This is a genomic window from Caulobacter sp. 10L414, from assembly GCF_056395525.1.
The window spans coordinates 59,888-85,474 of record NZ_JBFTJR010000024.1; the positions used below are offsets into that span (position 1 = coordinate 59,888).

Here is a 25,587-nt window from a genome sequence, read left to right on the forward strand (position 1 = left end):
TTTGGTCTATGGTCGCCCCGACTCGCCGGCAGGGCGAGCGCGGCGGGAGGCGACGATGGGGCAAGACGGCGGGCGCAAGGAATTCGGCGTCTTCCTGCCCGTGGCCAACGGCGGCTGGATCGTCTCCAGCACCACGCCGCCCCTCGACGGCCTCTATCCGCAGAACCGCGCCGCCGCCGTGCTGGCCGACCAGATCGGCCTGGACTTCGTGATGTCGATGGCCAAGTTCCGCGGCTTCGGCGGCGAGACTGACCACTGGGGCGCGGCGTTGGAATCGGTGACGCTGATGGCCGCGATCGCCGAGGCGACGTCGCAGGTGAAGATCTGGGCCACCCTGCATCCGCTGCTGCAAAACCCGGCCGTGGCGGCCAAGATGATCGCTACGCTCGATCACATCAGCGGCGGCCGCGCCGGCCTCAACATCGTCGCCGGAGCCTATCGCGACGAGTTCGCCCAGATGAGCGCCTGGGACGACGCGCTGTCCCACGACGACCGCTACGCCCTGGCCGAGGAGTGGACGCGGCTGGTCAAGCGCCTGTGGACCGAGGACAGCGTCAGCCACCAGGGTCGCTTCTTCACGCTGACCGACTGCCAGTCCAAGCCCAAGCCGCTCAGCAAGCCCCGTCCGGAGTTGATCTGCGCGGGCGTTTCGGAGCGGGGCTTTTCCTTCGCCGTGGCCGAGGCCGACGCCTGCTTCATCGGCGGCGAGGACGAGGCGGCCCTGCGCGACGCCAGCCGCCGCGCGAGGACGCGGGCCGCCGACCTGGGCAAGACCATCCGGACCTACGCCATGTGCACGGTCGTGCACGCGGACACCGACGCGCAGGCCCAGGCCCTGGCGGATCGCTATCGCGACGGGGTGGACATGGGCGCGGTCACCACCATGTTGTCCAACTGGGGCGTGCCGCCCGAGCGCCTGGCCGAGACGGCCGCGCGGCAGGGGGCGTTCATGACCCGCACCGTGATCGGCGCGCCGGCGACCTGCGGCGCGCGGATCGGCGACCTGGTGGAAACCTGCGAACTGGACGGGCTGATGCTGATCTTCCCCGACTACGAGGCGGGCCTGGCGATGTTCGGGGCCGAGATCCTGCCGGGCCTGCGCGAGGCCTATCCGTGAACGCCCTGCCGACCGACGAAGCGCGCGGCCTGGCCGCCTGGATCGCGCCGTCGCGAACGGCGCTGGTGATCGTCGACATGCAGGTGGACTTCGCCGCGCCCGACGGCGTCATCGGCCGGTTCGGGGTCGACCTGGCGTCGACGGCCAAGGCCGTGGAGACGGCGACCTGGCTGGCCGATGCGGCGCGGGAGGCCGGGGCGCCGGTGGTGTTCGTCGGCCTGGAGACGACGCCGGGCAGCGACTCGCCGGTGATGCTGGAGCGCATGCGCCGGCGCGGCGGCGACCCGGAGATCGAACGGGTGATCTGCCGCAAGGGCACGCCCGGCGCGCAGTTCTACGGCCCCACGCCAGAGCCGGGCGAACTGGTGGTGTGGAAGCCGCGCTACAGCGGTTTCGTCGGCACCGACCTCGACGCGCGGCTGCGGGCGCGGGGCGTCGATACGCTGGTCGTGTGCGGCCTGACCACCGAGTGCTGCGTCGACAGCACGGTGCGCGACGCCTTCCACCGCGACTACCACGTGTTCGTGGTCAACGACGCCTGCGCGGCCTACGAGGCCGACCTGCACGAGGGCGCGCTGAAGAGCCTTGGCCTGTCCTTTGCCCTGGTGCTGGGGTCGAGCGAGGTCTCGGCGGCCTGGGGCGTCGGCTGAGCGCACGAAAAAGCCGCCCGGGATGACCCGGGCGGCTCGTTCGTCGTTCCGAAAGCCGTAGCTTAGAACGAGGCCTTCAGCGACACCGCGACGCGCGAGTCGTAGATGTTGCCCCACTCGTGGGCGTCGGTGTCCCAGTAGCGCAGGTCGAGCGACAGCTTGTCGTTCAGGGCGTAGGCGACGCCCAGGTTCCAGGTGGTGTAGTTGGCCGAGTCTTCGATCGCCTGCTTGCCCAGGGCGCCGCTCAGCGAGAACTTGTCGGTCAGCGGGTACGAGCCGTTCACTTCCACGTAGGTGGCGCTGCCCAGGTCGCCCGGCCATTCCGGCGAGAAGTACACGGCGCCGCCGATGGTGGCCTTGGCGATCGGCTTCGACACGGCGGCCTTCAGCTCGGTGTAGCTGTACTTGCCCGGGTTCAGGCCCTTGTCCTTCGAGTAGCCGTAGTAGAGCACGCCGAAGTCCATCGACACGTCGCCGACGGTCGGCTTGATGCCGGCGTAGAAGTCGACTTCCACGGTCGGGTCGTCGGTGCCGAAGTCGACGTTCGAAGCCCACACGCCGGCGTAGCCGACGCCGTAGCCGAGGTCGACGCCGCCGAACACCTGCGGATCTTCCTGGGTCTGGCTGACGCCGCGGAACACGTAGTCGCTGGCGATGCCGACGTTGTACGAGAGGCTGATTTCCTCAGCCATGGCGGCGCCGCCGAGAGCGACCGAGGCGGTGGCGGCGGCCAGCGCGAGCTTGAAGATCTTCATCCGTGTTATCCCCTTTTTTGTGTAGCCCGCCGGGAGTGTGGTCCCAACTTGTGCGGCGCCTGCAAGCGCGTTCCTTCACAAGCCGGGATTAACCGCGGGCCATGCTTTAGTTGCAATCAGCGGGGGCACAGCGCCAGCAATAAGAACATGGATCGCTCAAAACATGAGCAACTGTGGCGTATTTGCCGCGCAAGCGGCAGGTTGGCCACAGTTGTTCGCAAGTTGTCGATCTGCGTTTGCGTGCGACTTCAGCGCATCGACAGGCCCGCCGCGCCCAGATGCAGGCCGGCGTCGACCAGCAGGGTCTCGCCGGTGACGTGACGGGCGGCGGGCGAGGCCAGGAACACGGCGGCGCCGGCGACGTCCTCGGCGGTGGAGGCCACCTGCAGCGGCGTGGCCGCCGCCGCTCCGGCCCGGAGGCGCGCCACCCGGTCCTCGTCCATGGCCTTGCCGAACCACGGGGTGTCGATGAAGCCGGGGCAGATGGCGTTGACCCGGATCTTCGGGGCCAGGGCGCGGGCCAGCGACAGGGTCATGGTGGTCATCGCGCCCTTCGAGGCGGCGTAGGGCACCGACGAGCCGTTGCCCATCACCCCGGCGATCGAGCTGGTGTTGACCACGGCGCCCGGACGGGGCGCGGCCTCCAGCAGGCTGCGGGCGGCGCGGACCATCTGGAAGGCGCCGACCACATTGACCGAATAGAGCTTGAGGAAGTCCTCGGCGCTCACCGCATCGAGGTCGCCGTGCTGCGGGGCGAACTTGGTCATGCCGGCGTTGTTGAACAGGGCGTCGATGCGGCCCGACGGCGCCGCGGCCTCGACGATCCGGCGGCAGTCGGCGTCGTCGGCGACGTCGCCCTGAGCCAGGACGGCCTTGGCGCCCAGCGCCTCGACCTGGCGGGCGGTCTCTTCGGCTTCCTGCGCGCTGCGGGCGAAATTGACGACCACCAGGCCCGCGCCCCGGCGGGCCGTCTCGACCGCGATCGCCCGGCCCAGGCCCGTCGAGGCGCCCGTCACCACCACCGTGAAGCCGTCGAAGTCCGTCATGGCGTCTCTCCCAAACGATTGTTTGCGACACCGTAGCGGGGGCGCCGGCGCTTGTCTCGCCGCGGGCGGAGGCCTAAATCGCCGCCATGACCGAACTTTCCGTGACCCAGCTGGGCCAGACCGTCGCCGCTCCCGAAAGCCCGGAAGCCGCCGTCCTCGAGGCCGTGCCGAACCCGCAGAGCGACGTGCTGTACCTGGCGCGCTTCGTGGCGCCCGAATTCACCTCGCTGTGCCCGGTGACGGGCCAGCCCGACTTCGCCCACCTCGTCATCGACTACGCGCCGGGCGACTGGCTGATCGAGAGCAAGTCGCTGAAGCTCTACCTGACCAGCTTCCGCAATCACGGCTCGTTCCACGAGGACTGCACGGTCAAGGTGGCCCGCAAGATCGTCGAGGTCGCCAAGCCCCGCTGGCTGCGCATCGGCGGCTACTGGTACCCGCGCGGCGGCATCCCGATCGACGTGTTCTGGCAGACCGGCCCGGCGCCGGAAGGCCTGTGGGTGCCCGACCAGGGCGTGGCCCCGTATCGCGGCCGGGGGTGACCGCCCAAGACCTCCGATCCCTCTCCCCCTGCGGGAGAGGGTGGCCTCCCGAAGGGAGGTCGGGTGAGGGGTCTCTCAAAAGCAAGACGCCGCGGCAGCCGATCAGCTGCCGCGGCGTTGTTCGTGGGTGCGACCCCTCATCCGTCAGCTGCGCTGACACCTTCTCCCGCAAGGGGAGAAGGGGTTACGCGCTCCACTCGCTGGTGATCGCCGCGATATCCGGCCGCACGCGTTCCTGCGGCTGTTCGGCCGAGGTGCCGATGTAGAGGAAGCCGGCGACCTTCTCGTCGGCGCCGGCGCCGAGGATGTTGAGGGCCTGCTGGTCGAAGCTGTACCAGTCGGTGATCCAGTTGGCGCCGTAGCCCATGGCCGAGGCGGCCAGCAGCAGTTGGGTGCAGACCGCGCCGGCGCTGAGCACCTGCTCCCATTCGGGCACCTCGTGCGGCGCGGGGCGCGAGATCACCGCGATCGCCAGCGGCGGGGTCGTCAGCTTGCGCATGGCGGCCGTGGCCTTGGTCGGGTTGGCCTGGTCGGCGGCCAGCGGCGCGATCCTGGCCGCGAAGGCGGCCTTGGCCTCGCCGCGCAGGATCACGAACCGCCAGGGAAAGAGTTTGCCGTGGTCGGGCACGCGCGCGGCCAGGCGCAGCAGGTCGGAAAGCTCGTCCTCGCTGGGGCCCGGCGCGACCAGGGCCATCGCCGAGGCAGAGCGGCGGCGCGCCAGGAAGGCGAGAACCTCGGGCGCCGCCTCGATCGCGATCGGTTCGCCGAATTCGGGGGCGGGGGGAATGGAACCGGCCAAGACGATCTCCTGAAAGCGCGCTACAGGCACGTCACCTATGGCCGAGCCACGGCCGGCACAAGTCGCGAGCCGTTCGCATGTCCGAGAAATTCGCCTGGCTGAAACCACACGGCGAGGCCTGGGGCGTCACCAGCGCCAAGGTCGTCTACGACAATCCCTGGATCGAGGTGACCGAGTATCAGGCGGTCGCCCCGACCGGCCGTCCGGCCCTGTACGGCAAGGTCCGCTTCAAGAACCAGGCGATCGGCGTCGTGCCGCTGCATGCCGACGGCACGGTGACCCTGGTCGGCCAGGCTCGCTTTCCGCGCGGCAACTACAGCTGGGAGATCCCCGAGGGCGGCGCGCCCATGGGCGAGGATCCGCTGGACGGGGCCAAGCGGGAACTGGCCGAGGAGGTCGGCCTGGCCGCCGCCGACTGGCGGCCGATCCTGACCATGGAGCTCTCCAACTCGATCAGCGACGAGATCGCCTACGGCTTTCTGGCGCTCGATCTTTCGCCGACCAGGGCCGAGCCCGACGACACCGAGGACCTGGCCGTGGCGCGCGTGCCGTTCGGCGAGGCTCTCCACGCGGCGGTCACGGGAAAGATGCCGGACTCGTTGACGGTGGCGTTACTGCTCCGGGTGCACCATATGGCGTCCGTGGGCGAGCTGCCGGCCGATCTGGCCGCGCTCGTCTGCGCCGCTAAGTCTGCGTCGCCTGTTCGGCTGGAGCGTTTTGAATAAATATGCTCTAGTCTCCGCTGGGAAGGGAGAGCCCCGTGGCCAAGCCTCTGGAAGTCGTGACCGATAAGGCCGCGCCGCCCGTCTGGGCCGCGCTGCGCAACCAGGCCGAACACGCCGCCAAGGCCGAGCCGGCCCTGGCCTCGCTGCTCAACGCCGTGATCCTCAGCCACGACAACCTCGCTGACGCCCTGACCTTCCAACTAGCCCGCAAGCTGGGCGACCAGGAGATGCGGGCGATGACCGCCCGCGAATTCGCCGCCGAGGCCTTCGAGCGCGACCCGGCCCTGGTGGCCGCCGCCGAGGCCGACCTGCGCGCGGTGTTCGAGCGCGACCCGGCCACCAAGGGCTATGTCCAGCCGTTCCTGTTCTTCAAGGGCTTCCTGGCCCTGCAGACCCACCGCGTGTCGCACTGGCTGTGGGAGAACAATCGCGAGACCCTGGCCTTCTACCTGCAGAGCCGGGCCAGCGAGGTCTTCCAGGTCGACATCCACCCCGCCTCGCGCGTGGGCGCGGGCGTGTTCATCGACCACGGCACCGGCATCGTCATCGGCGAGACGGCGGTGGTCGGCGACGACGTCTCGATGCTGCACGGCGTGACCCTGGGCGGCACCGGCGCCGAGCGCGGCGACCGCCACCCGAAGATTGGCAAGGGCGTGCTGCTGGGCGCGGGCGCCAAGGTGCTGGGCAACATCCAGATCGGCGACTACGCCAAGGTGGCCTCCGGCTCGGTGGTGCTCAAGCCCATCCCGCCGCACTGCACGGCCGCCGGCGTGCCCGCCCGCATCGTCAACTGCCCCACCTGCGAAGAGCCGGCCCGGACCATGGACCACACCCTGGCCGACGTGGTGTACGACTACGTGATCTGAGTGCGTTGCGTCCTTCGAGGCTCGCCTTCGGCTCGCACCTCAGGATGAGGTGATCAGTGCAGGGACGTCCTCATCCTGAGGCGCCCGCGCAGCGGGCCTCGAAGGACGCACGTCCGGTCAGCCGAGCCTGCTCGGGCCTCTCGGCCGGCTTGGCCGTCATCCCGTAGATCGCCAGCGCCCACAGGGCCGCGATCGCCGCCCACTGGGCCGGCGTGATCTTCCGCGTTCTGTCCATGCGTTCGCTTATCCGGCGGTTGCGGTCGCGCGGCTAACGACTTATCGGTCGAGGTCTGTGAGGTTTCATCACATGGCCCGACGTCCGCTGCCGCCGCTGAACGCCCTGCGCGCCTTCGAGGCCTTCGGCCGCCGTGGCCGCATGACCCTGGCCGCCGACGAGCTGTGCGTCACCCATGGCGCGGTCAGCCGCCAGATCCGGCAGCTGGAAGATCACTTGGGCGTGGCCCTGACCGAAGGGCCGCGCAACCGCCTGACCATGACCGAAGCCGGGCTGAGGCTGGCCCAGGGCCTGACGCGGGCCTTCGACATCCTGGACGAGGCCGTGCCGCGGCCGCCCGAGGACGAGCCGCGCCCGACGGTGGTGTCGTGCCTGCCGACCTTCGCCATGAAGTGGCTGATCCCGCGCCTGCCCGACTTCCTCGAGCGCTTTCCCGACACGCCGGTGCGGGTGGCCGAATCCAACGGGCCGTTCGACTTCCGCGCCGACGGGATCGATCTGGCCATCCGCATGCGCGATCCCGACGGGCCAGCCTCGCCGGACGGCGAGGCGACGGCCTTCCTCGACACCCATGTCGGTCCGGTCGTCGCGCCGGACCTGGCGGCCAGGGCCTCCAGCGTCCAGGGCCTGCTGACCCTGCCGCGTCTGCACACCAGGACCTTCCTGCACGGCTGGAACCAGTGGGCGAACGGGGCGGGCGTCGCCCTGCCGCCGGCCGGGGTGGTGCGCGAGTTCGACCACTATTTCTACATGATCGAGGCCGCGGCGGCGGGGCTGGGCGTGGCCATGGTCCCGCACGCCTTCGTCGAGCGCGACCTTGCGGCCGGACGGCTGGTGGCGCCGCTCGGCATGGTCCCGCAGCCCACCCTGCTATGCGCGCTGACCCCCAAGGCGGGAGCCTCGCGCGGGGCGCGGCGGTTCCGCGACTGGCTGGTCGAGCAGGGCAGGGCCGCCTCGCCGCCGCGGTTTTCTCAACAGACCTGAGCGGGCGCCCGCGCAAAAGGCCTTACACTTTGCGCCGTGGACCTCTAGTTTCCCGCCATTCCGCCCCACGGGGGCGAAAGACCAACAACGAGATCAGGAGCCCCCCGTGGACGCCGCCGCCATCGCCAAGCTCGAAGCCCACCTGAAGCGCACCTTCGGCAACCCGCACATCGCCGTGAAGGCCCGTCCCAAGCAGAAGGACTCGGCCGAGGTCGAGGTGAAGGGCGAATTCATCGGCGTCGTCTTCCAGGACGAGGACGAGGACGGCTCGTACATGTTCGAGATGGCCATCCTGGCCGAAGACCTCGACTAAGCCTCTAAGCGCCTTCGGCTTTGAAAAAACGACCACCCTGGCTATCCTGCCCGGGTGGTCGTTTTCTTTGGTGAGGGCGTCATGCCTGACGGGACCTGGAGCCTGGCAGAAGCCGAGGCCAAGTTCGGCGAGGTGGTCGAGCGCGCCCGCACGCAGGGGCCCCAGCACCTGACTCGGGACGGCCAGGACGCCGCCGTCGTGCTGTCGGCCGAAGAGTACGAGCGGCTGCGAGCCGCCGCGCCGGGCGCGTCGAGATCCGTCATCGACGTACTGTTGGATCCCAGCATTCGTGGTCTTCTGACCAACGAGGAAACCGACGAACTTTTCGCCCGCGACAAGGACCCCGGACGGATCATCGAGCTCTGATGTTTCTGCTCGACACCAATACGGTCTGTGAGCCCTTCAAGGATCGCGGAGACACCGCCGTGCTCGCTTGGATTCGAGCTTGCCCGCCGGATCAGGTGTTCGTCAGCTCGCTCACCATCGCCGAGATCAGTTATGGCTTGGAAAGAGTGGCGCCCAGCCGCAAAGCGGAACGTATCAGGGTCTGGCGGGACCAGTTGATCGTCGACTTGGCCGGTCGCGTCCTGCCGGTGGACGCGGAAGTCGCCAAGGCGCAGGCCCGCATACGCCGTGCCGCCGAGAACGCTCGGCGGACTATTCCCATCATCGACTCGTTCCTGGCCGCCACCGCCGAGGTGCACGGCCTGACGCTGGTCACCCGAAACGTCCGCGATTTCGAGGCCTGGGGCGGCGCCGTGCTCGATCCCTGGAGCGCCTAGACCGCCGCCGCCTTCACCTCGCGGCGGATCAGCAGCGAGGCGCCCGCCGCGATCAGGCCGGCCACGCCCGCCAGCACGAAGGCCTGGACGTACTGGCCCTGGGCCGCGCGGATCATGCCCGCGCCCACGGCCGCCGTCGCCGCGCCCAGCTGGTGGCCGGCGGCGATCCAGCCGAACACGATCGGGCCGTCTCGGTCGCCGAAGGCCTGGGTGGCCAGGCGCGCGGTCGGCGGCACGGTGGCGATCCAGTCCAGGCCGTAGAACACCGCGAACACCGACAGGCTGACGATCGAGAAGTCCGAATAGGGCAGGTAGATCAGCGAGAGGCCGCGCAGGGCGTAGTAGACGAAGAGCAGCTTGCGCGGGTCGTAGCGGTCGGTCAGCCACCCCGAAGCGGTGGTGCCGAAGAGGTCGAACAGGCCCATCAGCGCCAGCAGGCCGGCGGCGCGCACCTCGGGCATGCCGCGGTCGCCGCAGAAGGCGATCATGTGCACGCCGATCAGGCCGTTGGTGGTCAGGCCGCAGATGAAGAAGCCCAGGAACAGCAGCCAGAAGGTGCGGGTCTTGGATGCGCGGGCAAGGGCCCCGAAGGCGCCGGCCAGGGCGTTGGAAGCCGAGCCGCGCGGCGGCTCCACCCAGTCCTCGCCCGCGCCGAACGGCTTGTGGCCGATGTCGGAGGGGCGCTCGGGGATCAGCAGCCAGGCGATGGGGGCCATGAGGGCGGCGACGGCGGCCACGGTCAGCACCACGGGGCGCCAGCCGCCGTGTTCGGCGATGAAGGCCATGGCCGGCAGGAAGATCAGCGAGCCGGTCGCCGTGGCGGCGGTCAGCAGGCCCAGCATCAGGCCGCGCCGCTCGACGAACCAGCGATTGACGATCGTCGCGCCCAGCACCATGGCCACCGCGCCGCTGCCAAAGCCCGCCAGTACGCCCCAGGTGGCCACGTAGTGCCAGCTCTGCGTCATGAAGGCCGAAAGGCCGGTGGAGATCGCCATCAGCACCAGGGCCAGGCTGACGGTCTTGCGCACGCCGAACGACTGCATCAGCGCGGCCGCGAAGGGGCCGGTCAGGCCGTAGAGGAAGATGCCGATGGCCGCGGCCAGCGAGATCGAGCCGCGATCCCAGCCGAAGCTCTTTTCCAGCGGCAGGATCAGCGCGCCCGGCGCGGCCCGCAGGCCGGCCGCGGCCAGCAGGGCCAGGAAGGTCACGCCCGCCACCACGAAGGCGTAGTTGCGGCCGAAGGGGCGTCGGATCGTCGCCATGCGGGCTTCCTCGTGGAAAATGTAACCGATCGGTACGGGTCTTGATGGCGTTGTACGTACCGGTTAGTAACATCGTCAAGAGGCCTTCTGAGCTATGACGAAAAACGACGCCGACACCCCCCTCCACCTGCAGCCGTACGCGCCCGGCGCGCGGGCGGCCGAGAAGATCTTCGAGACGGCCCGCGACCTCTTCTATCGCGAGGGCATCCGCGCCGTCGGGGTGGACGAGATCGTCAGCAGGGCCGGCGTGACCAAGCCCAGCCTCTATCGCAGCTTCAAGTCCAAGGACGACCTGGTCGCCGCGGTGCTGCGCGAGGTGGAGGACGGTTTCTGGGATCGCTTCAAGTCGGCCGAGGATGCGTTTCCCGACGACCCGAAGGCGCAGATGATCGCCTATTTCGAAGGCCTGGCCGCGCGTTCGGGCGGCGCCGATTATCGCGGCTGCGCGCTCAGCAACGCGGTGGTCGAGTATCCCGACCGCGCCCATGCCGGCCGCGCCGTGTCGCAGGCGCACAAGCAGGACCTGCGTGACCGCCTGCGTGAAAAGGCCGCCCATATGGGCGCGTCCGACCCCAAGGCCCTGGGCGATGCGATGATGCTGCTGATCGAAGGCGTCTTCACCTCCAGCCAGATGTTCGACGACGACGACAAGCCGGCCCTGGCGGTGGTGGGTGCGGTGAAGGCCCTGATCGCGGCCTATTGCTGAGGCTTGGGCGCCGAGGCCAGGCAGGCGTCGGCGGCCTTGAGTATCGGAACGACGTGGGCCTCGACCGCCTTGCTCGTGGTCTCCAGGGTCACGGCGCCGTCCTCGCGCATCAGGCCCAGGGTGTAGACCCATTGGCTGGAGTGCGGCATGGGCGCTCTTAGAACGGCGTCCTTGCCGACGCCGAAAAGGTCCAGCCGCAGATCAAGGCTCGCCGCGTCGAGCGCCGCGAAGGCCTTGGCCATGGCGGGGCAGTCGCGGGAATCGACACGCTCGATCCGAAGTTCGGCTTTCAGGGCGGCGGCCGGCGAGGCCGAGGCGGCGAAGATCCTGGCGCGGTCGGCGAACCACCAGTCGGTCTGCGGCGAGACGCCTTCGGCCTTCAGATGCCGGGCGAGGGCGGGGCCGTCGAAGTTCTCGCGCATCCAGCGTGACAGCGAGGTCGGCTTGCTGTGGCCGCCGACCTCGACCGGGATGCTGACCTTGCGCAGCACGATGTGGCAGCTGTCCTTGTCGAAGCCGTAGGGCTGAGCGGGCCTGCAAAAGAGCTGGGCGTCGCCGCCGGCGAACAGGCCCATCTCCCCAAAGCCCTTGAAATATAGCTGCCGCTGTCCGAACGCCCTTTCGCCCGGCGGAGGCGTGGCGGGCGTGTCGATCACCGCCTCGATGATCGGACCCTTGCTGTGCTCGATCCAGTACCACCACAGCTGGTAAGGCGTGCGCAGGTCGTAGCCGTCGATCGGCTTTTCCAGTTCCGGCGGGGTGGGAACGGGCGGCGGCGGCGCGGCGCCGCCAGGGCCGGCGACCATTAGGGCCAGGGCGAGGCTCGCGATCGCGGCTGCGGACTTCATCGGCGCCTTTCGGGTGGCGGTGGGGGCGATGCAATCCTAGATCGCTGTCGTCGGCGGCGAAACCTCTGTGAAGCTCGCGTCGCGTTGCAGGGAGCCGCCATGTCCGCCCATCCTCTCGATCGTCCCGTCTGGTCCAGCCTGACCGGCCGGCAGGCGCATCTGGCGATCCCGCGCGGCGGGGCGCTGCGGATGGATCCGGACTTCGGCCTGTTCGCCGCGCTGGCCGACGAGACGGCCGAGAGCCTGGCGGCCCTGGGCGAACTGGTGCGCGAGCATGGACCCTCGGGCCTCGTGGAGCTTTCCCCGCCGCCGCCGGTTCCCGGCGCCGACGCAGCCTCCAGCGCCCTGTGCTGGCAGATGACGGCGCGGGCGATCACGCCGCTGAAGCCGCTCGACTTCGAGATCATTTCGCTGGGCGACGCCGACGCGGCCGACATGCTGGCCCTGGCCACGCTGACCAAGCCCGGCCCGTTCTTCTCGCGCACCCACGAACTGGGCGACTTCGTCGGCGTGAAGGTCGGCGGCGAACTGGCGGCCATGGCCGGCGAGCGGATGCGGCCCGACGGTTTCACCGAGGTCAGCGGCGTCTGCACCGGGCCCGACTTTCGCGGCAAGGGCTACGCCGCCGGCCTGATGGCCCACGTGGCGGGCGCGATCCTGGCGCGGGGCGAGACGCCGTTCCTGCACAGCTACGCCTACAACGCCGGGGCCAACGCGCTGTACCAGGCCCTGGGGTTCGCACGGCGGGCCGACGTGTGGTTCACGGTGCTGGCGGCGGCGTAGGCGGTCCATATTTCCGCACCCCTAATCCGAGCATCCCCGTGCAGGCGGGGATCCAAGCAGGGCAGGCGGATGATCCATGGGCGCGCCTCTTCCTGAAAGACAGCTTGGATCCCCGCCTGCGCGGGGAAGCTCGGTGAAGAATGAGCGGAGCCTGCTAGCATGGCCCCTAAACGAAAAGACCCCGGAAGGCGCTGGCCGTCCGGGGTCTTCGTCTATCCGCGGAGAGAGACCGATCAGGCCTCTTCCATCTTCCGCGCCTGGATCCGGCACCAGCCGTAGAGGCCGGCGACCACGACCGCCGCGACGATGATGGCGATGATCATGCCCAGGTGCTCGGGCGGCGGGTTGGCGATGGCCAGCGGCGCGCCCTTGTTGGTCGAGACGATCAGCAGGGCCAGGGCCACGTTGAACAGGCTCTCGCCGACGATGAAGCCCGAGGCGATCAGCACGCCCAGGCGCTTGGCGACCTMGGCCTTGCGGTCCCTGGAGACCACGCGCTCGAAGATCCAGCCGGCCAGGGCGCCGACGACCACCGGGGCGGTCACGGCGCTGGGCAGGTAGATGGCCAGGCCGACGCCCAGCGGCGGCAGGCTGAAGCGGTCCTTGCTGGCGCGGCGCAGCACGATGTCGACCACCACCAGCGCCAGGCCGATCAGGGCGCCGACGCCCAGGAGGTCCCACTGCAGGTTATGGCCGATGACGCCCTTGGCCAGGGTCGAGATCAGCGTCGCCTGCGGCGCGGCCAGCGGTTCGGCGCCGGGCACGACGTTGAGGTTCGGCGCGCCGACGAAGCCGTTGGACTTGGCCAGCAGGTCCAGCACGAAGGGGATCACCACGGCGCCCGACAGCACGCCGATCACCAGGGCCGACTGCTGCTTCCACGGGGTGGCGTCGACCAGCTGGCCGGTCTTCAGGTCCTGCAGGTTGTCGTTGGCCACGACGGCCACGGCCAGCACGGTGGCGGTGACGTAGAGGGCGAAGGCGACCAGGGCCTTGGCGGCGTCCGGACCGATCAGGCCGCGGCCGATGGCCCCGACCAGCAGCGAGGCGCCCAGCACCGTCAGGATGGCGATGCCCGAGACGGGGCTGTTGGACGAGCCGATCAGGCCGGCCATGTAGCCGCAGACGGCGGCGGCCAGAAGGCCGGCGAACACCAGGTAGGCGACGGCGGCGATGGTCAGCGGCAGGGCCAGGGCGCCGGCCGGACCGCCCAGCGCGAAGGCCGCCAGCAGCCAGCCGGCCGGAGCCAGCAGGGCCACCGACACCAGGCCGACGACGAACAGCGGGATGTCCTGCTCGACGCGCGGCAGGTCGCCGCCGCCCGAGCGACGGGCCTTGCCCGCCTCGAAGGCCGAGACCAGGCCGCGCCAGATCGGAACGACCAGCTTGCCCAGGGTCCAGATGGCGGCCGCGCCGATGACGCCGGCGCCCAGGAAGCGCACCTTGGTGGCCCAGACGGTCAGGGCGTGGTCGGCGACGCTGGCGCCGGCTTCGGCTGGGAACACGCCGGTCAGGATCGGCACCAGCACCGCCCAGGCGATGAACAGGCCGGTGAACATGGCGATGCCGACGGTGATGCCCATCAGGTGGCCCGCGCCCATCAGGGCCAGCGAGCTGGACGCGCCGATGCCGGTCGCGCCCTTGCCCACCTTGACGAAGGCGGCGACCTCGGCGGCGAAGATCTTGGCCGCGCCCAGGGCGGCGAAGGCCGCCGAGCTGAGGGTGCCGGCGATCACGGCCCACAGGCCCGCCTTGCCCTCGGCCGCGCCTTCGCGCGAGCCCGAGCCCACCTTCAGCACCTCGGCGGCGGCGACGCCTTCGGGGTAGGGCAGGGGCGAGTTGGTCACCAGGGCCCGGCGAAGGGGGATGGTGTACATCACGCCCAGGATGCCGCCGACGGCGCAGATGCCGAAGGTGGCCAGGAACGGGATGTTCGACCACCAGCCGATCATCAGCAGGCCCGGCAGCACGAAGATCACCGACGACAGCGTGCCCGCGGCCGAGGCGATCGTCTGGACGATGTTGTTTTCCTGGATCGTCGAGGTCTGGAAGAAGCGCAGCAGCGCCATCGAGATCACCGCGGCCGGGATCGAGGTGGCGAAGGTCAGGCCGACCTTCAGCCCCAGATAGACCTGGGCGGCCGTGAAGACGACGGTGATGAGTATGCCCAGGATCACGCCGCGGAGCGTGAACTCCGAGCGCGGGGCGGCGGTGATATCGGACATGCGGGTTCCGCAAAAAGTTAAGGCGGCCGGACCTTGCCGTCCGACCGCCCCATACTCAAGCCCGGAAGGGCATGAACTGTTATGAAATTACAGAATGAGGGTCACAGAACGCCCAGCATCTCGGCCACCAACGGATGGCGGACGATGTCCTGGTCGGCCAGGCGGACCACGGCGATGTTCGACATCTGCTCGAAGCGATCGGCCACGTCGCCCAGGCCCGAGATGCCCGGCAGCAGGTCCGACTGGTTCGGGTCGCCCGTGACCACCATGGTCGAATGCCAGCCCAGGCGCGTCAGCAGCATCTTCAGCTGCATGTAGGTGCAGTTCTGGGCCTCGTCGATCACCACGAAGGCGTTGTTCAGCGTGCGGCCGCGCATGAAGCCGACCGGCGCGATCTCGATCGCCCCCTCGGCCATCAGGGCCCGCATGCGCTTGACCGACAGGCGGTCGGTCAGGGCGTCGTAGAGCGGCCGCAGGTAGGGGGCCAGCTTGTCTTCCATGTCGCCCGGCAGGTAGCCGATCGACTCCCCGGCCTCGACGGCGGGGCGCGACAGGACGATGCGGTTGACCCGGCCGGCCTCCAGCGCCTCGACGGCCTTGGCGATGGCCAGGTAGGTCTTGCCGGTGCCGGCCGGACCCAGCGCCATGACTAGGTTCTTGCTGTCCATCGCTTCCAGCAGTTGCGCCTGGCCTGGCGATTTCGGTTTTATCGTCTTGATGTAGCTCTGATCCCGGGGCGCGTTGTCCGCTTCACCCAGCGGCGACCAGCCGCCGCGATGCTCCACCGGCAGGCGACGCACCTTGGCGTCGTCGTCGTAGCGGCCGTCAGCGCCTTCGCGCACCATCCGCTTCAGGGCTCGCTTGGTCATCAAAGCCTCCATTCAGGCATAAAAAAAAGGACGAGGCCGTAAGGCGTCGTCCTTGGGTCGATGAGAGGAGCAGAAGACGGAGCCGCAGGCGCGGCCAGGCGGCTCGGTGGAGCCCCAGGAAGGCGGTGCTGTACGCCGGAACGCCGAACGCAAGACCTGTTTCTCCGTCGTCAGGAGGCCGCGGACGGTATGGACCGCGGCGGATACGGTAGGAAAGTCCCCCGATGGAAGGATGTTCCACCCCGAATCACCGGATCTACAATAGGGGCTTTTATGGTTTATGAGCGATTAAAGGTCGCAGCCTTGGAAGAACACGGGGTGTACGGATGACTGTCTATTCGTTGGGCGATATCGCGCCGAACCTTCCGTCGGAAGACGAATACTGGATCGCGCCGACCGCCAGCGTGATGGGCAATGTCGTGCTCGAACAGAACGCCAGCGTCTGGTGGGGCGCGGTGGTGCGCGGCGACAACGACCCGATCACCATCGGGCGGGGCAGCAACATCCAGGACGGCTCGGTGCTGCACACCGACGCGGGGATCCCGCTGACCATCGGCGCGAACGTCACCGTCGGCCACATGGTCATGCTGCACGGCTGCTCGATCGGCGACGGCTCGCTGATCGGCATCGGCTCGATCATCCTCAACGGGGCCAAGATCGGGAAGAACTGCCTGATCGGCGCCGGCGCCCTGATCACCGAGGGCAAGGAGATTCCCGACAACTCGATGGTGGTCGGCGCGCCGGGCAAGATCATCCGCGAGGTCAGCGAGCATCAGGCGATGATCCTGCAGGCCTCGGCCCTGCACTATGTCGAGAACTGGAAGCGCTATCGCGCCGGCCTCAAGGCGATCTGAGCGAAAAGCGCAGGAGCGCCGCCCGGAGGGGGGGATGGGCGGCGCTCCTGTCAGACCCGCGCAAAGGGGCTGGATGCGCGGGGCCTTCTCACGGCGGCGGCGGGACTGTCGCCGGCGTGGAAGTCGGACGGGCCGGTAGGGCGCTCTCCACGAAGCCGCCGGCCGATCTGATGACCGTCATGATGTCGGCCGCCCCTTCCGATCGGATTAAGGTTGAGTTCGCGCAAAATCCGTAACGGCGTTCTTCGTGGCGTTTCTGTCGGCGCCGGTTTGGACCGACCGGCTAAGCCGTTGAACTCCCGAGGCCGGGCGAAACCTGCAACGAGGGGACACGGCTTACCTTTGTCCTCACGAGGCGATTTCCAGCTTAGAAGCGTCCCCGGTTCCTCTTGTCGCCGACAGGCAGCCGGCGAAGTCGGAGCGCCCGAGTTTGCGCTTCCCGTACTTTCCGCATCGAAACGGCGTCAGCCTGGACCGCTGAGCCATTCTGGCCGATCATTCGCGGCGTAGCAGCGGGACGTGCGGCAATATGACCAACGCCGAGTACGAGGCCCACCTGAAGCGGATCGACCGCGCCCTGGCGCGCAGCCGCGCCGGCTCGCCGGTTTCGAACACGTGGCTGACAACCTTGCTGATCGCCTCTCCGCTGATCGGAGCCTCGATCTTCGCGGCGGGGATGCTGGTCGGACGAGCGCTGTTCTAGCGCCCGCCCTCTAACATCGACGTCCTGTCGAAGCCGTCCCATGGCTGAACGCTGTCGCCGAACAGCTTGGCGAAATGCTCCTCGACCGCACTTCGGAGCCAGAAAGGGCCGACGGCGCGATCGGGCAGGGCATCGCGCATCGTCGGCGAGACACGCCAGCGCCAACTGATCTCGCGAGCGCTGATCAGCTTCCGCGCCAGCTTCTCGACCTTGGCCCGCCCGACGAACTGGCCGTTGCTGTGGGACGAGATGTGCCTCCCGGAGATCAGCCAGGCCAGGTCACGCGGGAAGCAGTTCAGGTAGCGCTCGGCCTCGATGCGATTGAAGTCCGCGGCGGGGTCTAGGAGCTTCGACCTGCGCGGCAGGGCCAGAAGATCGGGGTAGCGCCCGGCCAGGAACTCCCAAGCGAACTGCCGCGAGATCGTCAGTCGCTGGAATTGAAGGCGCTCGCCAGGTTCGACGCCGAGCCCGCCCGGGATCCGCCCATCGAGGGCGGCCTGGATCACCAGGCCCCACGGCTTCTCGCCGCCGCCTACGCCATGAAAGACGTCCTCCAGCGCGACGCTGTCGGGAAGCGGCGGCGCCAAGGCTTCGGCCAGCCGATCTACGAAACCGAGTACGCTCACCCGATCCAGCTGGAAGCCAGGATAGAGCAGTTGCACGATCGGCTCGGTGCAGGGCTCCAGAAGGCCCAGGCTTACCAATTGCTCCACGCCCGCAAGCGGCAATTGATAGCTCTGGACGAACTCGATCGGCGCCATGCGTTGGCGAAGTGAGATGCCCAGCGGGTAGACCTCGCTGGATCTGACCCAGCGTATATCGCGCACCGCGTCTTTGCGGTCAGTGGGCGCCACCAGGCCCGCGGTGACGACCTTTTTGAACTGATAGAATGGGATCCCCAGCCACACGGCCGACCGTTGGAACGTCCATTCGCCATCCTCCTCCCGGATTTTCCTGGCGCGGACCGGGCCATGATGCGTGCTCTCGGCGCGATCGACCATCGACAGGAGCAAGGCCTTGGTGATGCCGCTTCTCTCCTTGGCGCGGCGTCTCAGCTTTGCGAAGAGCGGCTTGACGCTGTGGTCGGTTTCGCTGCGACCGGCTTGCGTCAACCGGTCGAAGGTTGCCGGATAGTCCAGCAACACCTGCGCCGCGAGCGCTAGGTTCGCCGTATCGAACCGGGGCGACGTGCCCAGCCTGACGTGTTCGGGTTCTACTGATCTGGCGATCAGAAACAGCATCTCGAACACGTCCTGGGCGAGGAGGTCGTTGAGCGGCGGCGGCAACCTGGCGACCGCGCCGGCCTGCACGCCGGGCGTGGGATGAACGAGATCCGTGACGAAACTCAATGTGTCGCGGAGTTCGTCTGGAACGAGGGATGAACTGGCGAGCTTGAGGTCGAAATCGCAGTGCTCGCAGCGATCGAGCTCAAGGCAGTCGGTCCAGCGAAGTGGTGTGGCGCAGGTGGGGTTCGGGCACTTGTCTATCAGGTGCTCCCAGCTTTCTGGACAAAACGGCAGCAATCGAATTTGCCATCGGGCGCGGTGATGGCGAGACAGCCGCAGAGAGGCGGGCGAGACGCGGCGAAAATCCAGTTCCAGTTGGCGGCGAGGGATCGCTAGGCCGAAGTAGTTCACGCCCTCGAACTTGCCCCCGATGCTCGGGTTCAAGATTCGGCGCAGGGACCCTTCCCGTATGCCGAGCACCTGGGAGACGGCCGAGATTTCCGTCGAAATCCGATCGGAGACGTCACGGCCGATATAGGTCAGGCCCGCGAAACGTAGAGGGGCGTTTCGCCTGTCGAAGCAGTTCCAGTCCGCGACCCGGGCCAGATACCCCCGAATGCTCTCGTCGAGCATTGGCTCCAGCGGGAAGAGGATCGAGGCGCCGCGGGTGCGGCGCCTGATTTCCACGGCCATGTTCATGACGGCCGCGCCTGGAGGAAAGGGTTGGTTTGGCAGATGGCGTTCGGGATCGCCCATCGGTCGACCGCATCGGCGAGGTCGGAAGTTTCTAGCTGGCTGGCGTCCCGGCGTAGGGCGATTTCGAGYGCCGCCCCCACCAGCCTCGAGACCCGTCCGATCACGCCGCTGGAGACGGCATGGAGGCAGCCGAGCACCCACGGATCGTTCAGCCCGGACAGGTTGGGCAGTATTCGTTGTTCGACGATAGCCCGATCCAAGAGGGTGACGTAGCCAGCCAGAAGCGATCGATCCGCGGGGCTCGAAAGAGTCAGGGCCCTGAAGTCGCAGGGCACGATGAGCCTGCCGCTCAGTTGAAGGTTTCTGGTGAAGAGATCTTCGGCATCGTCTGTCCCGAGGAACACGATTGGAACGACGCCGTCGTCGAGCAGGCGCTTCAAGCTGTCGGTGACGTCGTTCTTGTCGGAGACGCGAGCGTTCAGGTGCTGCACCTCATCAATGATCAGCAGCTCCGTGCCGAAACGCTCGAAGCAAGCCTTCACCCGCTTCTTGAGGGTCTGCTCGTTGCCGCTGCTGGAGTAGTTGTCGCCGAAGAAGTCGAGGATCGACATCATCAGCTTCTTGGCCGTCGTTGCACGTTCCAGCGCGATCAGCACGATGGGCACATATCCCTCCGTGCGGGGGTGGCCGGTTTCGAAGCGTCGGACGAACGCCTCGGCCGCCGTGGTTTTCCCCGACCCCGTCGCCGCCAGCGTTCGTAGGCCCTTCTGGGCTCGGCCGCGCGTCGCGCGGCCGAGCTTGATCAGATAATCGCAAGCCTCCTGGAATTCGGAGTGTGGCGGATAGGGGATGTAGATCGATCCGAAGTCGGCGATTTTCGCTGCGATCTGGTCGCGGTTCATAGTTCCGGCTCCTGCCACTTGGTGATGTCGACGGAGAAGTCGGCGTCGCTACGCACGTTCGGCGGGGTGAGGGCCTTGGATGATTTCCGCGTCCTCTTGCGCGGGCTCGATTTGGGCTTCTTCGGCCTGGCCGGCCGCTTTGGGGCCTGCCCGCCATCGGCGCGGCTCCCCGCAAGCAGGTCGTGCTCGATGATCGGAGCCAGCCCGTCATGCCGCGCTGGTGCGTAGGCGATCACAGGGCTTCCGCTCGGCCTCTGGACCTTGGGGCCGTTCAGGAAGCGGCGCATCGCATTGCGAGCCTTGCCCTTCAGGTGCGGGGCGCTGGCCTCGATCCGTTCGATGAGGTTGGCTCTGGCGACCAAGCGTTCAACCCGCGTGTTGAAGGCGAGGCCCCGGTTCTTGGCCCATTCCTGAAGTTTCCGGTGGTGCCAGAACGACATGCCGGCGGCGTAGCGCTCGTCCTCGCAGGGGAGCGTCACATAGGTGTTGCGACGCCTGTTCCAGACGTGGATCTCGGCCAGGTTCGCCGGGTTGTATTTGACCTTCACCGTGACGACGGCGGAGCCTTTTCTCTGGCCCCGAACGGGTTCGAAAGCGATCAGCTCTTCGAGGAGCGCTCCGACCTTGTCCTCGTCGTGGTAGCGCAGGCCAAAGAGGGTGACGCCCGACGTAGTGACGCGGCAGGACGTGACCGCGCCGAGCGCCTTGTCGAGTAGCCGCTCATCCCCAATGACACTGATGCCATGGGCTTCCATGTCCTGTTGCCAGAGCTGGGCTGGCGGAGCGTCGACACCGGTATGGTGACTGACATGGTAGACGGCGATGGCCTCGTGTAGGAGCTCCTCGAGCTCTTCCAGCGTCAGCACGGCGTCTTTCGATGGATCATAGCCCATCTCTCGAAGCAGCTCCGTCTTGAAGACGGCRCCCGGTAGCTTCGTATTGAGCAGGCTATTGAGGGTTCCGAAGAACCTTTCCACAACAGCCTTGTAGGTGGGCGAGCCGACAGGAGCGAAGCGCACGGTGGTGCCGACGTCGGCCATAGCGTCTTCAAGGGAGGTCCCTGAAAATTCCTTGCCGTTGTCGACCACGATCTCGTCGAAGCGACCGAAGATCTGGTCGAGAACGGGGTATCGTTTGGCCAGCGCGCCGGTGTGCAGCTTCGGTCGGTTACCGCGTTTTATGCACTCCATCACCGAATAGAGGGACGGTGGCTCGAAACTCAGCAGGGAGCCCACGATACAGCGTGTCCTGACATCCATCAGGACGGTGAGGGTTGGCCGGCCAGCCGGCAGCATGAGGTTTGTGTCGATGACCACCATGCCGTCGAGCACTGTGTGGTCCATGCAGCCCAGGCGCAGGAAGCGGCTGGCCGACAGTCCAACTCCGCACGCTTTGAAGCGCAGGTGGGCCTTCTTGGTGCCGTGCTTGAGCCGGCAGGTTTCGTAGTTCTCCTGCCTGCGAACTTCCATTCGGAACGTCTCGTAGGCAGGCCGGTTGAGCTGTGAAAGTCGTCCGCCGCGGCTGCGACGCCGGTTGATGTAGTCGAACAGCTTGGTGAACCGAGCGTAGGCGTCCACGATGCTCCAGCCGGTGCGGGTCCAGTACCAGAAGGCCCATCGCCGTATTAGCGCCCGGGTGGTAGGCGGTAGCCGGCGAGATCGCTCCATCTGGCGGTTCAGCGCGACCATGTCCTTGAGGGCGCGTTCGCCGGGCAGTCCGCGGCCATTGAGCCAACGGCGCACGGAACGGGTTGATGGTTTGCCCCCGAACGCCGCAGCCTTCTCGGGATGTTCAGCCCACAGCCGCGAGAGCGCCAGTGTCAGGGCCCTGTCACTACGGGGAATATCCCCCATGGCGTCGAGGCCGCGGGTGACGAACAGGCGCAGGCGCGCTCTCGGGTCCAGCGCGTTTAGGGCCTCGTGGTCGTCGTCGAGTGAAGGCCGTTTCTGGCGGCCTGCGAGACCATCTCGCATGGCGACCTTCCTGAGATCGCCAGTGCGAAGTCCGTCCAAGAACCACTGGGTATCGGGCCATCCCAACACCCCCAGGGCGCCTTCGATTTGGAACGGCCCGCCGTTCTGCTCGCGGATGAAGTAGATGAAGTTGTCGCCCAGCTCGCGCTCGAAGATTAGTCGCTGGCCGCGAAACTCCCACAGCTCGCCGGTGCTGATGCGGATCGGAAGGCTCATGATGCAGCTCCTTCCTGACGAAGAGATTCGACGCCGCAGATCGCGCTTACGGCGCTGTCGGCGCCGAGCGGGCGGGTGAGATCGATGTCGATGAGACGGGCGACCATCATCGCCTTGGCGATCGCCATGCCGACACGCCGGTCGCCGATACGCTCGGCCAGGGCGCCGAGCGGCGCCTGACCGCCCATGCTTTCGATCAGGTCGAGCGCGATGTAGCCGTGGGAGGCGTCGAACCGAACCTGGCGGCAAGCCTGTACGTCCTCCACATTGGCGAAGACCGTGGCCGGCAGGAAAATCTCGTTCTTCAGAACGACCCGAAAGCTCCATCCGAGCTGAGCGCAGATCTGCTCCACGTGGGCCAGCTTCAAGGCGTAGTCGGGGTCCTTCAGCGCCCGGCGGTCGTTCTTCACCTCGACGACCTCGATCCGCCCGTCAGCCAGCAGGCGGGCGCAGTCGGCGATGTAGATGCGCTTGACGCCGTCGACCACGAACTCGAACCGGAAGGGCTGCGCCTGGTAGTCGACGACGCGGGTGTCGACCTCGCTGCGCATGAAGAAGCCACGCTCGTTCATGCCCTCGAAGGGATGAGACCGGCCGCTCTTGATGCTCGGGTAGGCGCCGGTCGTGATCCGCCGACGACCGGTGATGATCGTGCGGATGGGGCGGTCGTCGGGCGTGGTGACGATCCGGCCGACGGCGTTGATCGCCGCCCAGCTCAGCGGGGTTGGCGATGCGCCCAGGGTCAGCTCGATGGTCTTGCGAACCGAGGGGCGCGTCGAAGGGTATGGCCGAGCAGGACCTCGGCGCATGGGGAAAGACAGGTCGTTCATGTTGTTCCTCTTCCAGGGTTGGGAGGGGCGGAGCCCAGGCATGCGCTCGCAATCCGCCCATCAGGGCGGTTGACTATTCGGCGATGTCGGGGGAGAGTTCCTAGGTCGATATCCAACGACTTCGGATTCTCTCCGAAACAAGGCCCGGGCCTGCAAGCCCGGGCTTCTTGTTCCTCCGCCTAAGCGGACGGTTTCAAAAAAGTATCTGGTCAGGCCCTCCTTTCGAGCACAGGCGTGAGCATTCGACCGCTGCCGATACGGAGCGGGCGCTTGACCTTGCATCGAGGTAGGGCGTCTTCGCGCGAAGCTTCGCGCAGCCGTTTTTCCTGGCCTTGATCCAGCGCTAGCGAATACGAGATTAAATTTCGAGTCTGATCAAGTCTTTAGGTTGATGTGGTGTTTCGGTTGGTTCCGATCACTATCGAAGATCGCCTGAATATGGCGGCGCTACATACGCCTTTGCTTGCCTATGGGTAAGCAATTGGTGTGTTTGCGTCCGGCATGTGGTGCTTTGATTTGTTGCAACGTGGGGCGATGTGCATTGATCTGATGCTGGTCTCTGCCGTTGAAGCGGACCTTGTTAGTCGGGAGATGACTCTTAGGCGACCTTAGCAAGGTCTGCTTCACGGCGCTCGCAGGAAGCTCTATCCGCGTCGGCAAGCCGCTGAGGATCGGCGCTTAACAACCGAGCGCTGCCGTTGTGAGTGCCTCACCGGCACGGTAGTGTCGCGCAAAGGGTGGTGCGGGGAACGGCTGTGAAACTCGTCGGTCTGAAGATCAACAATTTTAGATCGTACAGGACTCCCGTCCATCTCAGCATTGACGACTTCACCGCCGTCGTCGGCCGGAATGACGTCGGAAAAAGCACCCTGCTTGAAGCGTTAGATATTTTCTTCAATCACAAGAGCATCAAACTCGACCAAAGCGATCCGTGCGTACACAACCAAGGCAAGGTGGTTGAAATCACCTGCGTGTTCGAAGAGCTGCCGACGGTTCTCACAATCGACGCGCGTTCCGAGACAACCTTGCAAGCCGAGTGGTTGCTCAACCCGCTGGGCCAGCTCGAAATCCAGAAGCGCTTTGACTGCGGCCCCAAGACGCCCAAGCTTGAAGTGTTCGCGAGCGCGGTCGCGTCGACCAACCCGCAGCTCGCCGATCTGCTGAAGCTGAAGAACGCAGGTTTGAAGGAGCGCGCCGCCGCGGTGGGCGCGGACCTGTCCCAGGTGGACCAGCGGTCCAACGCAGCGCTTCGGGCGGCGATCCGGGCTACCGTCGGCGACGCCGAAATGGCCCTCCAGCTGGTCCCGTTGAATGAAGAGGATGGCAAAAAGGCCTGGGACCAGATCGAGCAGCAGATGCCCACCTTTGCGCTCTTCCAGGCGGATCGTCCCAGCAAAGACGATGATCCTGAAGTCGCCGATCCGATGAAGCTGGCGGTGGCCGAGGCGGTCCAGGCGGTGCAGGCCGAATTGGACGGGATCAAGGAAAGAGTTCGGCAGAGCGCGATGGATGTTGCCAACCGCACCTTGGCGAAGCTGCGGGAGATGGACCCAGACTTGGCCAACGAGCTAACTCCGTCGTTCAAGGCGGAGCCCAAGTGGGACGGCTTCAAGCTGAGCTTGGCGAGCGACAACGAGATCCCGATCAACAAGCGAGGCTCAGGCGTCCGGCGCCTCATCCTGCTGAGCTTCTTCCGAGCGGAGGCGGAACGTCGACGGGAGGCCGCCAAAACCAGGCGTGTGATTTATGCGATCGAGGAGCCGGAAAGCTCGCAGCACCCGGACAGCCAACAGGTACTGATCCGCACACTGCTAGAGCTTGCAGAGGACCCGAACACCCAAGTGCTCATTACGACCCACGTCCCCGGGGTCGCCGGCCTGGTGCCGACGGACGCGGTTCGATTGGTCACGAAGCAGCAGGAGGCTTCTCCGCTGATAGAAATGGGCGCTGACGACGTGTATCGGAGGGTAGCGGATACGCTGGGTGTGTTGCCGGATAAGCGGGCTCGCGTGGCGATCTATGTCGAGGGGCCAAACGACGTAGAGTTTCTGCGCCACGCCTCTCGATTGCACCGCGCCGCCGATGACACCCTGCTTGACCTCGACGGCGACCATAGAGTGGTCTTCGTGGTGACGGGCGGCGGCAACCTGCAGCACTGGGTGGACCAGCGGTATCTGGCGAATGCTCAGATGGCCGAAGTGCATATCTACGACACCGACGACCAGGCGGCTCCGAAGTATATGGACGCGATGGCCACCGTGAACAGGCGTGGCAATGGGGATATCGGCTTTCTGACGAGCAAGCGCGAGATGGAGAACTACATCCATCCGGACGCCATCCACGCTGCCTTCGGGCACCAGATCGTGGTGGACGACTGGTGTGACGTTCCCGACCTTGTGGCCGAGCAGGTTCATATCGCCGGCGGAGGGGCCGACCTCTGGGCCCAGATCGACGCGGAGAAGAAAAGCAAGAAGGTAGGCAGGGCGAAGCGGCGCCTCAACAGGGAGGCAATGAGCCACATGACCTTGGCCCTGCTACAAGCCAGGGACACCGGAGGCGATATTGTAGTGTGGCTTCAGGCCGCTCGTGATCGGGCCTGATTGCATGGCGGATGATCAGGCGCTAGCGCCAGTCGGCGCCCCCGCCTCGCGACGCCAAGCGGTTGGGCCATGGTCGGACT

25 protein-coding genes and 1 pseudogene are annotated in these 25,587 nt (G+C 67.1%); 15 read left to right on the plus strand and 11 right to left on the minus strand.

All coding sequences use genetic code 11. The features are described from left to right. The first annotated feature begins 55 nt into the window (after positions 1-55). A complete protein-coding gene (locus AC1DCG_RS11825; RefSeq protein ID WP_477030525.1) occupies positions 56-1,117 on the plus strand; it encodes an LLM class flavin-dependent oxidoreductase in 1,062 nt (353 codons plus the stop codon). Then, positions 1,114-1,767 carry a cysteine hydrolase family protein gene (locus tag AC1DCG_RS11830; RefSeq protein WP_477030526.1) on the plus strand — a complete coding sequence of 218 codons (654 nt, stop codon included), beginning with the start codon at positions 1,114-1,116 and terminating at the stop codon, positions 1,765-1,767. Before AC1DCG_RS11825 ends, AC1DCG_RS11830 begins: the two co-directional genes overlap by 4 nt. Positions 1,768-1,829: 62 nt before the next feature. Here AC1DCG_RS11830 and AC1DCG_RS11835 read toward each other — a convergent pair whose 3' ends face one another. Together AC1DCG_RS11835 and AC1DCG_RS11840 are read right to left on the minus strand one after the other, a co-directional pair. Next, on the minus strand, positions 1,830-2,522 hold the full coding sequence (locus AC1DCG_RS11835) for a TorF family putative porin (RefSeq protein ID WP_477030527.1): 693 nt from the start codon (positions 2,520-2,522) through the stop codon (positions 1,830-1,832). A gap of 248 nt (positions 2,523-2,770) precedes the next feature. Next, positions 2,771-3,568 (minus strand): SDR family NAD(P)-dependent oxidoreductase, encoded by a 798-nt coding sequence (locus tag AC1DCG_RS11840; RefSeq protein WP_477030528.1) that lies wholly within the window; start codon positions 3,566-3,568, stop codon positions 2,771-2,773. Positions 3,569-3,654: 86 nt separating this feature from the next. Here AC1DCG_RS11840 and queF point away from each other — a divergent pair, with 86 nt between their 5' ends. Next, complete coding sequence (queF, locus tag AC1DCG_RS11845; protein WP_477030529.1) at positions 3,655-4,110, plus strand: preQ(1) synthase; 456 nt, start codon at positions 3,655-3,657, stop codon at positions 4,108-4,110. Between the two features lie 184 nt (positions 4,111-4,294). Here queF and AC1DCG_RS11850 read toward each other — a convergent pair whose 3' ends face one another. Further along, positions 4,295-4,909 (minus strand): nitroreductase family protein, encoded by a 615-nt coding sequence (locus tag AC1DCG_RS11850; protein WP_477030530.1) that lies wholly within the window; start codon positions 4,907-4,909, stop codon positions 4,295-4,297. Positions 4,910-4,986: 77 nt separating this feature from the next. Between AC1DCG_RS11850 and AC1DCG_RS11855 the strand changes: the two genes are divergently transcribed. From AC1DCG_RS11855 to AC1DCG_RS11885, 7 genes and pseudogenes are all read left to right on the plus strand, one after another. After that, positions 4,987-5,634: an NUDIX domain-containing protein gene (locus AC1DCG_RS11855; protein ID WP_477030531.1), complete on the plus strand. Its 648-nt coding sequence runs from the start codon at positions 4,987-4,989 to the stop codon at positions 5,632-5,634. Positions 5,635-5,669: 35 nt separating this feature from the next. Beyond that, the gene (gene cysE, locus AC1DCG_RS11860) at positions 5,670-6,500 is read left to right on the plus strand and encodes a serine O-acetyltransferase (RefSeq protein WP_165261685.1); all 831 of its coding nucleotides are present in this window, start codon (positions 5,670-5,672) and stop codon (positions 6,498-6,500) included. A gap of 7 nt (positions 6,501-6,507) precedes the next feature. Next, positions 6,508-6,667 (plus strand): annotated as a pseudogene (locus tag AC1DCG_RS11865) (hypothetical protein); the annotation flags it as partial. Between the two features lie 140 nt (positions 6,668-6,807). Beyond that, a complete protein-coding gene (locus AC1DCG_RS11870; protein ID WP_477030532.1) occupies positions 6,808-7,719 on the plus strand; it encodes a LysR substrate-binding domain-containing protein in 912 nt (303 codons plus the stop codon). Positions 7,720-7,825: 106 nt separating this feature from the next. Continuing rightward, entirely contained in the window at positions 7,826-8,032 is a 207-nt protein-coding gene (locus tag AC1DCG_RS11875) for a DUF3126 family protein (protein ID WP_101711814.1), read from the plus strand. Positions 8,033-8,113: 81 nt separating this feature from the next. Next, on the plus strand, positions 8,114-8,398 hold the full coding sequence (locus tag AC1DCG_RS11880; protein ID WP_477030533.1) for a type II toxin-antitoxin system Phd/YefM family antitoxin: 285 nt from the start codon (positions 8,114-8,116) through the stop codon (positions 8,396-8,398). Then, positions 8,398-8,814 (plus strand): PIN domain-containing protein, encoded by a 417-nt coding sequence (locus AC1DCG_RS11885; RefSeq protein ID WP_477030534.1) that lies wholly within the window; start codon positions 8,398-8,400, stop codon positions 8,812-8,814. The genes AC1DCG_RS11880 and AC1DCG_RS11885 overlap by 1 nt, the downstream gene beginning before the upstream one ends. Here the strand turns inward: AC1DCG_RS11885 and AC1DCG_RS11890 are convergent. Further along, positions 8,811-10,076 carry an MFS transporter gene (locus tag AC1DCG_RS11890; protein WP_477030535.1) on the minus strand — a complete coding sequence of 422 codons (1,266 nt, stop codon included), beginning with the start codon at positions 10,074-10,076 and terminating at the stop codon, positions 8,811-8,813. The genes AC1DCG_RS11885 and AC1DCG_RS11890 overlap by 4 nt on opposite strands. 94 nt (positions 10,077-10,170) lie before the next feature. On the opposite strand from AC1DCG_RS11890, the gene AC1DCG_RS11895 reads away from it, so the two are divergent. Beyond that, positions 10,171-10,782 (plus strand): TetR/AcrR family transcriptional regulator, encoded by a 612-nt coding sequence (locus tag AC1DCG_RS11895; protein ID WP_165261695.1) that lies wholly within the window; start codon positions 10,171-10,173, stop codon positions 10,780-10,782. On the opposite strand, the gene AC1DCG_RS11900 is transcribed toward AC1DCG_RS11895, so the two are convergent. Next, a complete protein-coding gene (locus AC1DCG_RS11900; RefSeq protein ID WP_477030536.1) occupies positions 10,773-11,630 on the minus strand; it encodes a hypothetical protein in 858 nt (285 codons plus the stop codon). The two genes, AC1DCG_RS11895 and AC1DCG_RS11900, sit on opposite strands and share 10 nt — an antisense overlap. 99 nt (positions 11,631-11,729) lie before the next feature. Here AC1DCG_RS11900 and AC1DCG_RS11905 point away from each other — a divergent pair, with 99 nt between their 5' ends. Next, positions 11,730-12,413 carry a GNAT family N-acetyltransferase gene (locus tag AC1DCG_RS11905; protein WP_477030537.1) on the plus strand — a complete coding sequence of 228 codons (684 nt, stop codon included), beginning with the start codon at positions 11,730-11,732 and terminating at the stop codon, positions 12,411-12,413. Positions 12,414-12,646: 233 nt separating this feature from the next. Here AC1DCG_RS11905 and AC1DCG_RS11910 read toward each other — a convergent pair whose 3' ends face one another. Both AC1DCG_RS11910 and AC1DCG_RS11915 read right to left on the minus strand, forming a co-directional pair. Next, positions 12,647-14,638, minus strand: coding sequence for an OPT family oligopeptide transporter (locus AC1DCG_RS11910; RefSeq protein ID WP_477041496.1), 1,992 nt, complete (start codon positions 14,636-14,638; stop codon positions 12,647-12,649). A 101-nt stretch (positions 14,639-14,739) separates the two neighbouring features. Further along, positions 14,740-15,519, minus strand: a complete 780-nt coding sequence (locus tag AC1DCG_RS11915) for a PhoH family protein (RefSeq protein WP_165261703.1) — start codon at positions 15,517-15,519, stop codon at positions 14,740-14,742. A 314-nt stretch (positions 15,520-15,833) separates the two neighbouring features. On the opposite strand from AC1DCG_RS11915, the gene AC1DCG_RS11920 reads away from it, so the two are divergent. Together AC1DCG_RS11920 and AC1DCG_RS11925 are read left to right on the plus strand one after the other, a co-directional pair. Further along, the gene (locus AC1DCG_RS11920) at positions 15,834-16,361 is read left to right on the plus strand and encodes a gamma carbonic anhydrase family protein (protein ID WP_477030539.1); all 528 of its coding nucleotides are present in this window, start codon (positions 15,834-15,836) and stop codon (positions 16,359-16,361) included. A 529-nt stretch (positions 16,362-16,890) separates the two neighbouring features. Further along, positions 16,891-17,064 carry a hypothetical protein gene (locus AC1DCG_RS11925; RefSeq protein ID WP_477030540.1) on the plus strand — a complete coding sequence of 58 codons (174 nt, stop codon included), beginning with the start codon at positions 16,891-16,893 and terminating at the stop codon, positions 17,062-17,064. On the opposite strand, the gene AC1DCG_RS11930 is transcribed toward AC1DCG_RS11925, so the two are convergent. Genes AC1DCG_RS11930 through AC1DCG_RS11945 form a run of 4 tightly spaced genes read right to left on the minus strand, consistent with a single transcriptional unit; the run spans position 17,061 to position 22,907 of the window. Further along, the gene (locus AC1DCG_RS11930; RefSeq protein WP_477030541.1) at positions 17,061-18,989 is read right to left on the minus strand and encodes a hypothetical protein; all 1,929 of its coding nucleotides are present in this window, start codon (positions 18,987-18,989) and stop codon (positions 17,061-17,063) included. The two genes, AC1DCG_RS11925 and AC1DCG_RS11930, sit on opposite strands and share 4 nt — an antisense overlap. Further along, positions 18,986-19,888 carry a TniB family NTP-binding protein gene (locus AC1DCG_RS11935; protein WP_477030542.1) on the minus strand — a complete coding sequence of 301 codons (903 nt, stop codon included), beginning with the start codon at positions 19,886-19,888 and terminating at the stop codon, positions 18,986-18,988. Before AC1DCG_RS11935 ends, AC1DCG_RS11930 begins: the two co-directional genes overlap by 4 nt. Then, the gene (locus AC1DCG_RS11940; protein WP_477030543.1) at positions 19,885-22,077 is read right to left on the minus strand and encodes a hypothetical protein; all 2,193 of its coding nucleotides are present in this window, start codon (positions 22,075-22,077) and stop codon (positions 19,885-19,887) included. Before AC1DCG_RS11940 ends, AC1DCG_RS11935 begins: the two co-directional genes overlap by 4 nt. Continuing rightward, on the minus strand, positions 22,074-22,907 hold the full coding sequence (locus AC1DCG_RS11945; RefSeq protein WP_477030544.1) for a TnsA endonuclease N-terminal domain-containing protein: 834 nt from the start codon (positions 22,905-22,907) through the stop codon (positions 22,074-22,076). The genes AC1DCG_RS11940 and AC1DCG_RS11945 overlap by 4 nt, the downstream gene beginning before the upstream one ends. A 755-nt stretch (positions 22,908-23,662) precedes the next feature. Here AC1DCG_RS11945 and AC1DCG_RS11950 point away from each other — a divergent pair. Next, positions 23,663-25,507 carry an ATP-binding protein gene (locus AC1DCG_RS11950; protein WP_477036597.1) on the plus strand — a complete coding sequence of 615 codons (1,845 nt, stop codon included), beginning with the start codon at positions 23,663-23,665 and terminating at the stop codon, positions 25,505-25,507. The last annotated feature ends 80 nt before the right edge of the window (positions 25,508-25,587 follow it).

What these genes read in the sequence shown, in the direction of transcription:
- AC1DCG_RS11825 (WP_477030525.1), top strand. Translation starts at nt 56, where the DNA reads ATGGGGCAAGACGGCGGGCGCAAGGAATTCGGCGTCTTCCTGCCCGTG.
- AC1DCG_RS11835 (WP_477030527.1), bottom strand. Translation starts at nt 2,522, where the DNA reads ATGAAGATCTTCAAGCTCGCGCTGGCCGCCGCCACCGCCTCGGTCGCT.
- AC1DCG_RS11840 (WP_477030528.1), bottom strand. Translation starts at nt 3,568, where the DNA reads ATGACGGACTTCGACGGCTTCACGGTGGTGGTGACGGGCGCCTCGACG.
- queF (WP_477030529.1), top strand. Translation starts at nt 3,655, where the DNA reads ATGACCGAACTTTCCGTGACCCAGCTGGGCCAGACCGTCGCCGCTCCC.
- AC1DCG_RS11855 (WP_477030531.1), top strand. Translation starts at nt 4,987, where the DNA reads ATGTCCGAGAAATTCGCCTGGCTGAAACCACACGGCGAGGCCTGGGGC.
- AC1DCG_RS11870 (WP_477030532.1), top strand. Translation starts at nt 6,808, where the DNA reads ATGGCCCGACGTCCGCTGCCGCCGCTGAACGCCCTGCGCGCCTTCGAG.
- AC1DCG_RS11880 (WP_477030533.1), top strand. Translation starts at nt 8,114, where the DNA reads ATGCCTGACGGGACCTGGAGCCTGGCAGAAGCCGAGGCCAAGTTCGGC.
- AC1DCG_RS11885 (WP_477030534.1), top strand. Translation starts at nt 8,398, where the DNA reads ATGTTTCTGCTCGACACCAATACGGTCTGTGAGCCCTTCAAGGATCGC.
- AC1DCG_RS11890 (WP_477030535.1), bottom strand. Translation starts at nt 10,076, where the DNA reads ATGGCGACGATCCGACGCCCCTTCGGCCGCAACTACGCCTTCGTGGTG.
- AC1DCG_RS11895 (WP_165261695.1), top strand. Translation starts at nt 10,171, where the DNA reads ATGACGAAAAACGACGCCGACACCCCCCTCCACCTGCAGCCGTACGCG.
- AC1DCG_RS11900 (WP_477030536.1), bottom strand. Translation starts at nt 11,630, where the DNA reads ATGAAGTCCGCAGCCGCGATCGCGAGCCTCGCCCTGGCCCTAATGGTC.
- AC1DCG_RS11905 (WP_477030537.1), top strand. Translation starts at nt 11,730, where the DNA reads ATGTCCGCCCATCCTCTCGATCGTCCCGTCTGGTCCAGCCTGACCGGC.
- AC1DCG_RS11915 (WP_165261703.1), bottom strand. Translation starts at nt 15,519, where the DNA reads ATGGAGGCTTTGATGACCAAGCGAGCCCTGAAGCGGATGGTGCGCGAA.
- AC1DCG_RS11920 (WP_477030539.1), top strand. Translation starts at nt 15,834, where the DNA reads ATGACTGTCTATTCGTTGGGCGATATCGCGCCGAACCTTCCGTCGGAA.
- AC1DCG_RS11925 (WP_477030540.1), top strand. Translation starts at nt 16,891, where the DNA reads ATGACCAACGCCGAGTACGAGGCCCACCTGAAGCGGATCGACCGCGCC.
- AC1DCG_RS11930 (WP_477030541.1), bottom strand. Translation starts at nt 18,989, where the DNA reads ATGAACATGGCCGTGGAAATCAGGCGCCGCACCCGCGGCGCCTCGATC.
- AC1DCG_RS11945 (WP_477030544.1), bottom strand. Translation starts at nt 22,907, where the DNA reads ATGAACGACCTGTCTTTCCCCATGCGCCGAGGTCCTGCTCGGCCATAC.